This window comes from Methylovorus sp. MP688 (assembly GCF_000183115.1).
Lineage (GTDB): Bacteria > Pseudomonadota > Gammaproteobacteria > Burkholderiales > Methylophilaceae > Methylovorus > Methylovorus glucosotrophus.
This window is the reverse complement of sequence record NC_014733.1, coordinates 1-13897: the sequence shown is the minus strand read 5'-3', so window position 1 is coordinate 13897 and position 13897 is coordinate 1. Positions and strand designations below refer to the sequence as shown.

11 protein-coding genes and 1 riboswitch are annotated in these 13897 nt (G+C 52.9%); of the genes, 5 read left to right on the top strand and 6 right to left on the bottom strand.

Annotated elements, in window-relative coordinates:
• Positions 1 to 210 precede the first annotated feature (210 nt).
• Complete coding sequence (locus MPQ_RS00050) at positions 211 to 2445, top strand: glycoside hydrolase family 2 protein (RefSeq protein ID WP_148225242.1); 2235 nt, start codon at positions 211 to 213, stop codon at positions 2443 to 2445.
• 16 nt (positions 2446 to 2461) lie between these two features.
• On the opposite strand, the gene mqo is transcribed toward MPQ_RS00050, so the two are convergent.
• The 3 genes from mqo to MPQ_RS13600 form a co-directional block, all read right to left on the bottom strand.
• On the bottom strand, positions 2462 to 3973 hold the full coding sequence (gene mqo, locus MPQ_RS00045; RefSeq protein WP_013440835.1) for a malate dehydrogenase (quinone): 1512 nt from the start codon (positions 3971 to 3973) through the stop codon (positions 2462 to 2464).
• A gap of 133 nt (positions 3974 to 4106) precedes the next feature.
• Positions 4107 to 4619: a YMGG-like glycine zipper-containing protein gene (locus MPQ_RS00040; protein WP_013440834.1), complete on the bottom strand. Its 513-nt coding sequence runs from the start codon at positions 4617 to 4619 to the stop codon at positions 4107 to 4109.
• 12 nt (positions 4620 to 4631) lie between these two features.
• Positions 4632 to 5057 (bottom strand): hypothetical protein, encoded by a 426-nt coding sequence (locus MPQ_RS13600; RefSeq protein ID WP_013440833.1) that lies wholly within the window; start codon positions 5055 to 5057, stop codon positions 4632 to 4634.
• Between the two features lie 210 nt (positions 5058 to 5267).
• Positions 5268 to 5332, top strand: a riboswitch (Fluoride riboswitch).
• Positions 5333 to 5406: 74 nt separating this feature from the next.
• Here MPQ_RS13600 and crcB point away from each other — a divergent pair.
• The 4 genes from crcB to hflX all read left to right on the top strand — a co-directional run bounded on the left by crcB (position 5407) and on the right by hflX (position 8449).
• The gene (crcB, locus tag MPQ_RS00035; protein ID WP_013440832.1) at positions 5407 to 5790 is read left to right on the top strand and encodes a fluoride efflux transporter CrcB; all 384 of its coding nucleotides are present in this window, start codon (positions 5407 to 5409) and stop codon (positions 5788 to 5790) included.
• A gap of 16 nt (positions 5791 to 5806) precedes the next feature.
• The gene (locus MPQ_RS00030) at positions 5807 to 6118 is read left to right on the top strand and encodes a DUF190 domain-containing protein (protein ID WP_013440831.1); all 312 of its coding nucleotides are present in this window, start codon (positions 5807 to 5809) and stop codon (positions 6116 to 6118) included.
• A gap of 52 nt (positions 6119 to 6170) precedes the next feature.
• Positions 6171 to 7046 carry a PA4780 family RIO1-like protein kinase gene (locus MPQ_RS00025; RefSeq protein ID WP_013440830.1) on the top strand — a complete coding sequence of 292 codons (876 nt, stop codon included), beginning with the start codon at positions 6171 to 6173 and terminating at the stop codon, positions 7044 to 7046.
• A gap of 68 nt (positions 7047 to 7114) precedes the next feature.
• Positions 7115 to 8449, top strand: a complete 1335-nt coding sequence (hflX, locus tag MPQ_RS00020) for a GTPase HflX (RefSeq protein ID WP_013440829.1) — start codon at positions 7115 to 7117, stop codon at positions 8447 to 8449.
• 73 nt (positions 8450 to 8522) lie between these two features.
• Here hflX and gyrB read toward each other — a convergent pair whose 3' ends face one another.
• From gyrB to dnaA, 3 genes are all read right to left on the bottom strand, one after another.
• Positions 8523 to 10922, bottom strand: coding sequence for a DNA topoisomerase (ATP-hydrolyzing) subunit B (gene gyrB, locus MPQ_RS00015; protein WP_041361886.1), 2400 nt, complete (start codon positions 10920 to 10922; stop codon positions 8523 to 8525).
• Between the two features lie 76 nt (positions 10923 to 10998).
• Positions 10999 to 12102 carry a DNA polymerase III subunit beta gene (dnaN, locus tag MPQ_RS00010; protein WP_015829057.1) on the bottom strand — a complete coding sequence of 368 codons (1104 nt, stop codon included), beginning with the start codon at positions 12100 to 12102 and terminating at the stop codon, positions 10999 to 11001.
• Positions 12103 to 12350: 248 nt separating this feature from the next.
• A complete protein-coding gene (gene dnaA / locus MPQ_RS00005) occupies positions 12351 to 13760 on the bottom strand; it encodes a chromosomal replication initiator protein DnaA (RefSeq protein ID WP_013440826.1) in 1410 nt (469 codons plus the stop codon).
• Positions 13761 to 13897: the final 137 nt, after the last annotated feature.

Below are 13897 nucleotides of genomic sequence, written 5' to 3'. Positions count from 1 at the left end.
TGTTGATCAAGACTTTGGTGGTTGGTTATATCGTTAAGCGTGTTGCAAAGTCTTACCTGCATCGCGAACCTTCGAAAATCGCAGAATAAGCTGACTGCAGCACAATCGGGCGCCCGCCAGCATGGGGCGCCTGTAATATCAGGGGCTTGGCCCCTGCCCGTTTTACCCTGCATTATCACTTCACATTAACAGGCTCGACTGGGATACACGTTGATAAAGAACATTCACAACGGGCGCCCGCTCGGGCCAGCCGTCTTTTTTCTGATACTGATGGCGGCGTGCTGGCTGGCCATCAATCCAGGGATGGCGCAAGCAGCACCATCCAGTGGCCCGCAAGTACTCGATTTATCGGGCAGTTGGCAGTTCATGCCCACCAATCGCATCCCCGTCACGCCGTCCCTGACACCGCCTGCAGAAGGCTGGAAAACCATCAATGTGCCTGACAACTGGTTCCGGCAAGGTCAGGATATTTCTGGGCAAGCCTGGTATAGCACGCGCTTCAAACTGGATGACAGCATGCGCGGCAAGCATGCCGAGTTGAAGTTTGAAGGTGTGGATTATCTGGCAGATGTCTGGATCAATGGCCAGTATCTGGGTCACCATGAAGGTTATTTCCAGCCATTTTCGTTTGATATTACGCCGCATCTGCGCGATGGCGATAATGTCATTACCGTGCTCGTGGACAGCCCACTGGAAAAACCCGAAGACTGGTCTTTGCATAAACGACTGGTGAAAGGGATATTCAGTCACCACGACACTCGCCCTGGCGGCGCGTGGTCAGTGCGTGGGCAAGAACAGAATACCGGCGGCATCTGGGCGCCGGTCAGCATCGCCTTCAGTGATCAGCTTGCGGTACAGGGTCTCAAGCTCACACCACGCCGCCATGGCAATGCCTGGCGCCTGGATGGCGAAGTCGCGTTGGCAGGAGATGTTTCACATGAAACCTTGGTTCAGGTTGAAGCCGAACTGGTGCCAGAAAATTTTGCAGGCCGCAGCTATCGTTTTGCACAACCCCTCAAGTTAAAGCCTGGTAGCCAGACCTTCACCATGCAGTATGCGCTCACCCAGCCCGAGCTATGGTGGCCGGCAGACTATGGCAAACCCAATCTGTATCGCTTCAAGCTGCGTATCACCAACAATGGTCGTGTATTGGACTCCCGAGAACAGGCGCTCGGTCTGCGAGAGATCCGTGTCGATGAAACCACGCAGCAGTGGTACATCAATAATCACCGCATGTTCATCCGCGGCACCAACTATATTGGCAGCCAGTGGCTGGCGGAAATGACGCCCGACCGTTATGAGCGTGATATCCGCATGATGCGCGACGCCCATGTGAATGCCATCCGCGTGCATGCCCATATCTCATCGGCAGCGTTTTACGACGCCTGCGATCGCAATGGCATGCTGGTGATGCAGGATTTCCCCCTGCTCTGGGGATATAGCGATGACGAGGCTTTTCATCGTACCGCACGCGCGCAGGCGGCAGACATGGTCCGCACCCTGTACCACCATCCCTCAGTGGTTTCCTGGACCATGCACAACGAACCGCCCTGGGATTCCCCATGGATGGTGAGCAAGTATCCGGACTATCGCGCTGATCAGAATCTCGCGCTGGATAATGCGCTTTATCAGGACGTGCGGGCGCTGGACGACACCCGCATCACACGCCGCGAATCCGGCACCAAGGAGCATGAATGGCTGGGCTGGTACTCGGACAACTGGCATGCCTTCGCCCGCCCTGCTCCTAACCCATGGATTACCGAGTTTGGTGCGCAGGCATTGCCCGTGATGAGCAGCCTTCAGCGCCTGTTTACAGATGCAGAGATGTGGCCGCAAACGGAGCCACAATGGGAAAAATGGCAATTCCATAACTTTCAGCCACATGAAACTTTCAATATTGCCCATGTGCCGCGCGGCAACAATGTGCAGGAGCTGATGCAAAATACCCAGGCGTATCAATCGCGTCTGATTCAGTTTGCTGCCGAAAACTACCGGCGACAGCGCTATGCGCCGGTATCCGCCATTTTCCAATTCATGTTTGTAGAAAACTGGCCTTCCATCAATTGGGGTGTAGTGGATTACTGGCGCCAGCCCAAACCCGGCTATGAGGCTTTGCGTACAGCCTTTCAACCTGTGCTGCCCAGCCTGCAATGGGTGAAAGACCAATACGCGAGTGGTGAAACCATCATCATTGGTTTATGGGCCATCAACGATCTTTGGCAGCCATACCCGCAGGCGAAGTACACCATCAGCCTGTTGCGAGATGGTCAGGCCGTGGATCAACGCGAATGGATGCTGGATATGGCCGCCGATAGCGGCAAAAAGCTGGAAGATTACCGCCTGGAACAAGCCAAACCAGGCCAGTACGAGCTACAGGCAGAGTTACAGGATAGCCAGGGCAAGCGGCTCGGTAGCAACCGCTACCGGTTTACTGTCGCCCCTTAGGAAGCCGCCTGACTGATCAAGCTTTCAGCTTGAGAGTGTGCAAGGTGCGAGTACGCACTTGCGCCAGCAAGTCCGCATCCTCAATCAAAGACTCGCCCCAGGAAGGCACCATGGCTTTCAATTGCTGTTGCCATGCCGTTTCTTGCAGGCGCGCCTTGAAACAGCGCTGCAGCACATCCAGCATGGCCTGTACCGAGGTGGATGCCCCAGGGGAAGCCCCGAGCAATGCAGCTAGCGTACCGTCGGCCGAGGCGACTATCTCCGTGCCGAATTCAAGCTTGCCGCCTTTATCTTCACAGCGCTTGATGATCTGCACGCGCTGACCTGCCTTGGCGAGCGTCCAGTCTTCATCACGCGCTTGCGGGTAAAACTGTCGCAACGCGTCGACGCGTTTGCTGTGTGACTGAAACACCTCGCCTATCAGATACCGCGTCAGGTCAAGATTGTGCCGACCGGCCCCCAGCATGGATTTGAGATTGCGTGGCTTTACCGAGGCCGGCAGGTTCAACCAGGAGCCTTGCTTGAGAAACTTGGTGGTGAACCCGGCATATGGACCAAACAGCAAGGCGGGCTTGCCATCAATGTAGCGGGTATCCAGATGGGGTACCGACATGGGCGGCGCGCCTAGCGGGGCCTTGCCATAGACCTTGGCCTGATGCTGACGAATGATCTCCGGCTTGTTGCACACCAGCCATAAACCACTGACCGGAAAACCGCCATAGCCACGTGCTTCGGGAATGCCTGACTTCTGCAACAAAGGCAGCGCACCGCCGCCCGCGCCCAGAAATACAAAGCCAGCCTCCACCACCTGGTTATTCGCGGCTTGCTTGCCTTTCAGTTGCACGCGCCAGCGGCCACTCGGCAGCTGACGCAGACTTTTCACGCTGGTATGGGTCTTGAGCTCAAACTCTGTACGCGTTTGCAGCGACTGCACCAGCTGGCGGGTCAGTGCACCAAAATCAATATCGCTGCCATAAGCCACGCGTGTAGCGGCTACTGGCTGCGAGGCTGGGCGATCACGCATGATCAATGGCATCCACTCCGCAATCACGCGTGGATCATCGCTGAACTCCATATCCTTGAACAAAGGATGCTGGCTGAGCGCCGCATGGCGCTGACGCAGAAATTCGACGTTCTCCGCGCCCCAGACAAAGCTTTCATGCGGGGTGGGACGAATAAACTGCTGGGGCTCAGGCAATAGCTTGTTTTCGACCAGCCAGGACCAGAATTGCAAGGAAACTTCAAATGCCGCATTAATGCCAAGGGCGCGCTTGATCTCCAGCTTGCCATCCGGCAATTGTGGAGTGTAATTTAGCTCACAATAGCCGGCATGGCCGGTACCGGCATTATTCCAGCCATCCGAGCTCTCGGCGGCGACCTGTGGCAGACGTTCCACCATCAAGATGGTCAAGGTGGGATCCAGCTGTTGCAGCATGGTGCCCAGGGTGGCGCTCATCACACCCCCGCCTACCAACAAAATATCAACCTGCCTGTCTGCCACGTCTCTCCCCAAGCGCTTGATGCGCATCCGTCGATTGCATGATGAATAGCGGCGCTATTATAACTGCTTGGGGCTCGGCCTGCTCGGTGCAGACCGGCGTGTAAAGGGCTGCATACCTTGCGGCATGCAGCCCTGATCATGTAGCGCTAGAAAAATGCGCTCAGTAGTACCCTGGCGGAGGGGGTGGAGGTGGATAGTAAGCAGGTTGCGGGGGACTGTAAGTCTGCACCACACGGCGTTGATTTGCTTCGCTAGCCGCCACTGGCACCTGATGTCCCTTGGCGTACATGCATTGCAAATACGCATTATCGTAGCGTTGCTGCACGGTATAAGACGAGGCCTGTGCCGCATCTGCGCCAGCTGCTGTGCCTACCAGCAAGCCGGTGCCGGCACCGAAGGCTGTGGCGCCATGCCCACCGATGGCAGCACCCAGCACAGCACCTACCGCCGTACCCACAGCCGCACTTTTCACCATGCTATCGTTGCCGGCCTGCTTGGCCGAAGCACCGCTTTGTTCCAGACCATATTGACGGCAACTGGCGTCATCGGCGCGGAACTGGTCAAATGTTTTGGTACTGCCAGGCAAAGCCATACGGCTAGGACCATCCGGTACGGTCACGCAACCACTCACCACCAGGCTACCGCCGAGCAATAAACATAATGGAATCTTCATGATGTTCTCTCCCTACTTGGCGGGTGCAGGTGGTTGTGGAGCCACCTTTTGCCAGCCTTGTGGGCATTCCTTCACATAAGGGTAATAGCCTTCGGGTTGCGCGCAGTGATACCAGTAATTATCCGTAGCAGGGGCTGCGGGCGCCTGAGCCGGTGCGGGAGCAACCTGAGCTTGTGGTTGCTCCACATACACTTCAGGCTGAGGAGCTGGACGCACAATCACAGCAGGGGGCAAGGGATAAGGGTAATAGAAAGGATCGTAGTAATACGGCCGGGGATAATAAGGACCCCAGCCAGGTCCCCAACCGGGACCAAAACCCGGACCGACATAAACACCTACACTCCCGTGAAAATGTCCACGATCAGCCAATGCGACTCCGCTGCCCAGCAAACCTGCAGCCACACTTAATGCCAAGATGATTTTTTTAAAGCCATGCATATTGTTAATCCTGTCTACCCGTCGAAATGCGGGTTACTCATAAGACTGGATTGCGGAATATGCAGTTCTTGTTTCCCGTGTAAAGTTGTGTAAACAATCCACCTATAAATCATCAACTTATGAAGTGATTAATCGCTTTTTCCAATATTTCTGCGTTCGCGGCTTTATCCGGTTCGACAGTTAGATTTTTTCCCAGCCGACGGCTATACTACAGGCGGTGGAGATGGCATTCCTCCCTTAACCGCTGCCTTGCAGCTGATGATGCCTACGATAACACCCTGGCCAGGGTGCGTAGGTACACGCCCCCTGTCCCGGCTTTGCAATCTGCCAATCCTGAAGGACAGTTTTCATGATTAACTCTATTTTCGTTATCGGCCTCGGTGCTGCATTAGGGGCTATATCGCGCTGGTGGCTGGGCTCGACACTCAATGCCCTTTTTCCGGCCATACCGCCAGGTACACTGGCTGCCAACCTGATTGGTGGCTATCTGATCGGTTTGCTTCTGGCGCTGTTTGCCAGCCTGCCGCAGTTGTCTCCCGAGTGGCGCTTGTTTGCCATCACTGGTTTTTTAGGTGGACTCACGACTTTCTCCACTTTTTCTGCCGAGGTAACTGCCTTGCTGCAGCAGGGTCGCCTTAGCTGGGCGGGCGCTGCCATTCTGCTGCATGTGGCGGGCTCGATCAGCATGACGCTGCTCGGCTTTGCCACCATCAACGCGATCAAATCGCTTTAGAAAAGAGGAGCCCGCCATGCAAGGATTTCAACTCACGTTTTACACCGCACAAAACCGCCATCATGAACAGCGCCCCATGCACGACTGGCTTCTGGATGAAGCACGCAAGCTGGGCATCAAAGGTGCCACTATTATTCCTGCCAGTCAGGGTTATGGGCATGATGGCGTTTTGCATGCCGCGCATTTTTTTGAACTGGCAGATCAACCGGTACTGGTGGTCATGATTGTTCAAGCTAGCGAAGCTGACCAGCTTTTTGCTGTTTTGGCGCAACATGCGCTTTCCCTGTTTTACGTCAAAACACCGGTTGAATTCGGTACCACGGGTTAACACGCTACCCGCAAGTTTGCCGGGGCGCTTGCAGCCCCGTATGATGGGGCCAATGAAACCTCCCAAACGCCTGGAGCCCCTGATTGAAGATGGGCTGATTGATGAAGTGCTGCGCCAGCTCATGAGTGGCAAGGAAGCCACCGTTTATGTGGTGCGATGCGGCGATGATGTCCGCTGTGCCAAAGTCTACAAGGAAGCCGATAAACGCAGCTTTCGCCAGAGTGTGGATTACACCGAGGGCCGCAAGGTTAAAAGCAGCCGCCAGGCCCGTGCCATGGGCAAAGGTTCACGCTATGGGCGCAAGCTGCAGGAAGAAGCCTGGCAGAGTGCCGAGGTCGACGCGCTTTATCGCCTCGCGGCGGCTGGCGTACGCGTACCTCAGCCATACAATTTTTACGAAGGCGTGCTCCTGATGGAGCTGGTAACGGATGCCGTGGGCCACGCCGCTCCTCGCCTTAACGATGTCGAATTTACCGAGCAAGAAGCGCTGCAGCATCACCAAAGCCTGCTGGTGGATGTTATCCGCATGCTGAATGCGGGCATCGTGCATGGCGACCTTTCCGAATTCAACATCCTGTTGGGTGTTGATGGTCCCGTCATCATCGATTTGCCGCAGGCTGTTAACGCAGCGGGTAACAACCACGCCAGCAGCATGCTGGAGCGCGATGTGGATAACCTGGCTGCCTATTTCGGCCGCTTTGCCCCTTCGCTGCTCGGCACGCAATATGGCAAGGAAATTTGGTCCCTTTATGCGCATGGTGACCTGAGCACGGAATCATCACTTAGCGGGCAGGTAGCTCCAGATGCTATACCGGTGGATTTGAAGAGCGTGCTGCGCGTGATTGATGATGTGCGCAAGGAAGAAGAAAAAAAGCAGGCCCGCGCCACCGAAACACCCGCACATAAAATTCGACCACAACATAGTTAATAACATTTTCCCCAATACGCATTTCTGATCGCTCAGGCGATTTTTTTCAAGGCACCCTACCCCTGACTATGCAAACAGAAGTAAAAGACGCTCCAAAGTACGCCATTGTCGCCTCCGTGCAATTACCCAGTGTCAGCGACATTGAGTTTGAGGCATCCCTCACCGAACTGCGGGAACTTGCCAAAACGCTGGGCTACCATGTGGTCCATACCTTTGTGCAAAAGCGCGGCAGTTTTGATACCACGGCTTATCTCGGCATTGGCAAACGTCAGGAAATCCAGGCCTGGGTCAACCATGAAAACGAAATCGCCGAGCAGGAAGACGCTCCCGCAGATAGCCATCTCATCGAGGCTATTCTGGTTGACCATGAAATCTCGCCCTCCCAGGCGCGCAACCTGGAAAAAGAAACGGGCTGTGAAGTCATGGACCGCACGATGGTGATCCTGGAAATCTTCCACCGGAATGCCCGTTCACGGGCGGCCAAAGCCCAGGTAGAGATTGCACGCCTGGGATACATGGCACCCAGACTGCGTGAAGCCGCCAAGCTTGCTGGGCCACAGGGCCGCCAGCGTAGCGGTGTCGGTGGCCGCGGTGCGGGGGAATCCTCTACTGAGCTGGACCGCCGCAAGATACGCGACCGCATCGCCGAGCTACAGCTGGAAATATTGGCGATGGAGGCTGAACGCAAAACACAGCGCGCGAGGAGGCAACAGCGGCAAGGCCTCACCAGCGTTGCACTCGTAGGCTATACCAATGCCGGCAAATCCACGCTGATGCGTGCCCTTACTGGCAGTGAAGTGCTGGTGGCCAACAAACTTTTTGCCACATTGGACACCACCGTGCGCACGCTCTATCCGGAAAGCGTGCCGCGCGTGCTGGTCAGCGATACCGTAGGCTTCATCAAAAACCTGCCCCACGGTCTGGTCGCGTCCTTCAAATCCACACTGGATGAAGCACTGGATGCCGCACTGCTGCTACATGTGATCGACGCCAGCGACCCCGGTTTTGAACGTCAGCTGGAAGTAACAGACAAGGTGCTTGAGGAAATCAACGCCGATGATGTCCCGCGCATCCGCGTCTTCAATAAAATCGATCACGTGGGCGATGCAGCAGCGCAGGCCGAGCGCGAAGCCGCCCTCAAAGCCCAATACCCTGACTGTGTGGTCATGAGCGCCCGTCGGCCTGACGATGTCGCCAGGCTGCATAAGATGATCGTGGCGTTTTTCCAGCGTGACCTGATTGAGACGGAAATTTTTGTACCCTGGGCCCAGCAACAACTTTTAGGCGAAATCTATGCGACCTGCCAGGTAAGGGGCGAGCGCTCGGATGAGCAAGGAACATTCTTCCAGATATGTGGTGAAGCTTCGGTATTGGAAAGATTGCAGCAAAAACTGTCTGACTAGTTCTATCAATAGTACTGAACGTAAAAAAGCGGCCTTTAGGCCGCTTTTTTAATAGCTAAATCAAGCTAAGTAATTAAATATCCAGGTTATTTACACCAAGTGCATTACTTTCAATGAAGGCACGGCGTGGTTCTACCTGGTCGCCCATCAAGGTGGTGAAAATCTCGTCCGCGGCAATCGCATCGTCGATCTGCACTTTTAACAAGCGGCGCACGGTCGGGTCCATGGTGGTTTCCCAAAGCTGTTCCGGGTTCATTTCGCCCAAGCCTTTGTAGCGCTGAATATTGAGGTTGTGCTTGGCTTCTTCCAGCAACCAGTCAAGCGCTGCCTTGAAGTTGCTGACAGGCTGCGATTTTTCACCGCGTTTGATGCTGGCGCCCTCACCCAGCAGGCCTTGCAGCATGACCGACATCTTGCTGATCTGGCGGTAATCGCCGCTGGCGAGGAAGTCGGTATCAACTACGCAGGATTGCAAATTACCGTGCACGTATTTGTTCACTTCCAGGCGATAGGTTCCGGTTTCCAGGTCTTGTGCCACAATCACTTCAGATCCAGTGTGACCCAGCAATGGCCGCAATTTTTCAGCGACGGCATTGGCATTGGCTTCTGTATCCAGCTCGACAGTGCCCTCTACATTTTGCAGGGCGCGCAGCACGCTTTCATCGTAAAGGGAGGCCAGACGGCGGATAACCGCCTCGGTGAGCACCATTTGCTTGGCAATTTCAGCCAGTTGCTCACCGGCTAGCGTTTCTCCACCTTCTCGTGTCAACAGCTCGGCACCCTTGAGCGAAGATTGCAACAGGTATTGATCCAGCTCCTGCTGATCCTTGAGATACCGTTCGTCCTTGCCCTGCTTGACCTTGTAGAGCGGTGGCTGGGCAATATAGATATGGCCGCGTTCCACCAGTTGCGTCATTTGACGATAGAAGAATGTCAGCAGCAAGGTACGGATGTGGGCACCATCAACGTCAGCATCGGTCATGATGATGATGCGGTGGTAGCGCAGCTTGTCGGCACTGAAGTCGTCTTTGCCTATGCCTGTGCCCATGGCGGTAATGAGGGTGGCAATTTCCTGCGAGGACAATAGCTTGTCGAAGCGGGCTTTTTCCACATTCAGGATCTTACCCTTCAGCGGCAAAATGGCCTGGAATTTGCGATCACGGCCTTGCTTGGCAGAACCCCCCGCGGAGTCACCCTCCACCAGGTACAGCTCGCATTTGGTTGGGTCACGTTCCTGGCAGTCGGCCAGTTTACCCGGCAAGCCCATGGTATCCATAGCGCCCTTGCGGCGTGTCATTTCACGCGCCTTGCGGGCAGCATCGCGTGCACGGGCAGCATCAATGATCTTGTTACAGATCACTTTGGCATCGACTGGGTTTTCCAGCAGAAACTCGGCAAGCTTGGCGGCCACTACTTCCTGCACCACTGGCTGAACTTCGCCAGACACCAGTTTATCTTTGGTTTGTGAAGAAAATTTTGGCTCAGGTACTTTGACGGACAGAACGCAGGTCAAGCCTTCGCGCATGTCATCGCCCGTGGTTTCAATTTTCGCTTTTTTGGCGAGTTCGTTTTGCTCAATGTAGTTATTGAGTGTCCGTGTCATCGCCGTGCGCAAGCCGGTCAGGTGAGTACCACCATCGCGTTGCGGAATGTTGTTGGTAAAGCATTGCACGGTTTCCGCATAGGAGTCATTCCACTGCATGGAAACTTCAATAGTCATGCCATCTTTTTCGCCCACTGCATAGAACGGCTTGGGATGCAGCACCGTCTTGCTACGGTTCATGTATTCCACAAAGCCGCGTACACCACCAGAATGGGCAAAGTTTTCAGACTTGCCATTGCGTTGGTCAATGAGCTCGATCTTGACACCGTTATTCAGGAAAGACAGTTCACGAATGCGCTTGGCCAGTATTTCGAAGTGAAATTCCACTAGACCAAAGGTTTCGATAGAGGCCAGGAAGTGGACTTCAGTGCCTTTACGCTCCGTGGTGCCGGTAATCGCCAGTGGAGCAACAGCTTCACCACGGCGGAATTCCATCTGATGCACTTGGCCATTGCGGTAAATTTTTAGCTTAAGCCAGTCAGACAGGGCATTCACGACGGAAACACCCACGCCATGCAGACCACCAGACACTTTGTAAGAGTTTTGATCAAACTTGCCGCCTGCATGCAACTCGGTCATTACAATTTCAGCAGCCGAGCGTTTTACTGCCTTGATGTCATCGTGTTTGATATCGGTAGGAATACCGCGACCATTATCAGAAACGCTGACGGAATTATCCGGATGGATAATCACCTTAATGTCATCGCAATGTCCGGCCAATGCTTCATCGATCGCATTATCCAGCACCTCGAATACCATATGGTGTAATCCACTCCCATCGGACGTGTCACCAATGTACATGCCAGGACGCTTGCGTACTGCGTCCAGACCTTCAAGAATCTTAATACTGGATGAATCGTAGTCTGTCATGCTTTTGTCTTTTCAAAGTTTCACGTGAAACACTTAAATCTAATGAAATCTACTGCAAGTCTTTAAAACCGATGATTTAAATTCGCATCGGCATAACAACGTATTTGTAGGTTTCGTCATCTGCTACCGTTACCAGGCAACTGCTGTTTGCATCCGCAAACGAGAAAGTCACGCTATCGCAATTCACATTATTCAGCACATCAATCATGTAGGTCACATTGAAGCCGATGTCCAGTGAATCTCCTGCGTAGGCAATCTCCAGTTCCTCTTCTGCTTCTTCCTGCTCGCTGTTCGTGCTGATCAAACGCAGACTGTCGCTTCCAAGCACCATTCGAATACCACGGTACTTTTCATTTGACAGAATGGAAGCACGTTGCATGGCCAGCAGAATGGTCATGCGATCAACGTTAAAGCTGTTTTTGTGCCCTACCGGAATTACGCGCGTGTAATCAGGGAATTTGCCATCAATTACTTTGGAGATGAGTTTGATATCGCCAAACGAGAAATTCACTTGGCCACTGGCAATCTCAATAGTGACATCTTCTTCGCTGTCATCCAGCAGTTTGATTAACTCAATCACTGTCTTGCGTGGGAGGATAAGCTCTTGTTTTTCGTAGCTTTGTGCGAGCTCTGTTGATGTAAAACTCAATCGGTGGCCATCTGTACCCACGACATTCAGGCGATTACCGTTGACCTCAAACAGTAATCCATTCAGATAGTAACGTATATCTTGCTGCGCCATGGCAAATTCTACTTGCTTGAATAAGCGCTTGAGCGATTTCTGATCGATGGTTACGACGGTGTATGTCGTACCGGTCGCTTTCGTCATGACCGGATAATCAGCAGCGGGCAAGGTTTGCAGGTTAAACCGGCTTTTCCCTGTTTTTACCTGGATACGGCTTTCTGCTGTTGCCATGGTGATCTCGGCATTCTCTGGCAAGGATCTGCAGATATCCAGCAATTTTTTGGCGGATATGGTGGTGGACAACTCGCCACCTACTGGCGTTTGTAAGGCTAGCGATATTTGCATTTCCAAGTCAGTTGCGGTCAGAACGATCTTCTCGTCCTTTGCTTCCAGCAAAAGGTTGGAAAGTATAGGCAACGTATGCCTTCTTTCTACGATGCTCGTCACAGAAGAGAGGGGTTTTAACAAGGTATCGCGATTTATTTTGATGTTCATGTTTTATAACAATCTAAATAATAAATTCTGTAGTAATAACAATAATGGTGTGAATTTCTGTTGATAACTCGTTTTTTTATAATTAAATCAATTTATTATTTAACTTTTATGTCTGCGTAAAACTAGCAATACTGCTGTGGATAAAATGTTACTTATTCTACCCTTTTATTAAAATCGCGCCTAACCTGCATTTACGTACACAACTTATCCACGGCTTAACTTCGCTCAGATCACCCTACTCTATCGCCTTAATCACGAATCACCTGGGTAAGAAAAGCGATATCTCGTGCCACATTGGGGTCATTCTGGCGTAACTGCTCAACTTCTTCACATGCGTGCATGACAGTCGTGTGATGCCGACTACCAAAGGCTTCTCCTATTTCTGGAAAGCTGTGGTTAGTCAGTTCCCGAGCGAGTGCCATGGCGATCTGCCGGGGACGTGCAAAGTTGCGTGAGCGCTTTTTACTATACATTTCAGCAACTTTGATCTTGTAGTAGTCGGCGACGGTTTTTTGGATATTCTCCATCGTGATCTGACGCCCACGTACCGCAATCAGGTCTTTCAGCGCATCTTTTGCCAGATGGACATCAATCGGGTTACCTGTAAAGTTGGCCATGGCCACAATCCGGTTTAACGCCCCTTCCAGTTCGCGCACACTGGATCTTACTTGCTTCGCAATAAAGAAGGCGACGTCCTCATGCAACACAAACTTGGCTTCTTCGGCCTTTTTAAGCAGGATGGCAACCCGCATTTCCAGTTCCGGAGGCTCTACCGCGACGGTCAAGCCCCAGCTAAAGCGGGTGCGCAAGCGCTCATCCACATCCACGATTTCCTTAGGATAGGTATCGCAGGTAATGATGATCTGCTTTTTCGCTTCAATTAACGAGTTGAATGCATAGAAGAATTCTTCCTGGGTCCGGCTTTTCTTGGCGAAGAATTGAATATCATCGATCAACAACAGATCCAGTGAATGATATTGGCGTTTGAATTCATCAAACGCTTTCAGTTCATAGGCTTTAACCACATCAGATACATAACGCTCAGCATGCAGATAACGGATCTTGGCATCCGGGCGATTCATTTTCAGATGGTTGCCTATCGCTTGCAGCAAATGCGTTTTACCCAAGCCCACGCCACCGTAGATGAATAAAGGGTTATAGGCAGTCCCAGGATTTTCCGCCACTTGCAGGGCGGCTGCGCGCGCTAACTGGTTGGCACGGCCCGTCACGAAGTTATCGAAATTGAAGGCGCTGTTGAGACCGCTAGGATTGCCGTGCGGTTTGCTTTTTTTGGACTCAACATTTTTTGCCGCGGGTTTTTTTGCGGGGGGTTCCTGAAGGAACGGCGCTGCAGCCTCTTCTACCTTAAGGTCAGCAGAGGCAGTCTTAACGACTGGGGCTGCCATTTGCTTCTTCATTGAGGGGTCTTGCAGCCCCAGTTCGATTTCAACCGGATGCTGTATCAATTCTTCGGCGAGATTCTGGATACGAGGTAGAAAGCGGTCTTTCACCCATTGCTGGACGAAGCGATTCGGCGCAAATAACCGCAAGGTATGGTTATGCGTCTCAAAATGTAACGGCTTGATCCAGGTATTGAATTGCTGAGCTGACAGTTCCTGCTCAAAGCGGCCCAGACAGATAGACCAAAAATTTTCCATCGGTTGCCCGATTCCTCAACTGATAGCAAATATGGAATTTGCCCGAATGCTTGTATTCTTGTTTTCGAGCACCAGAGCCGCCACTGGCACCGATTGGAGACGGCGTGACGGCAAGGGATTCATTCTAGCGGGTTTAA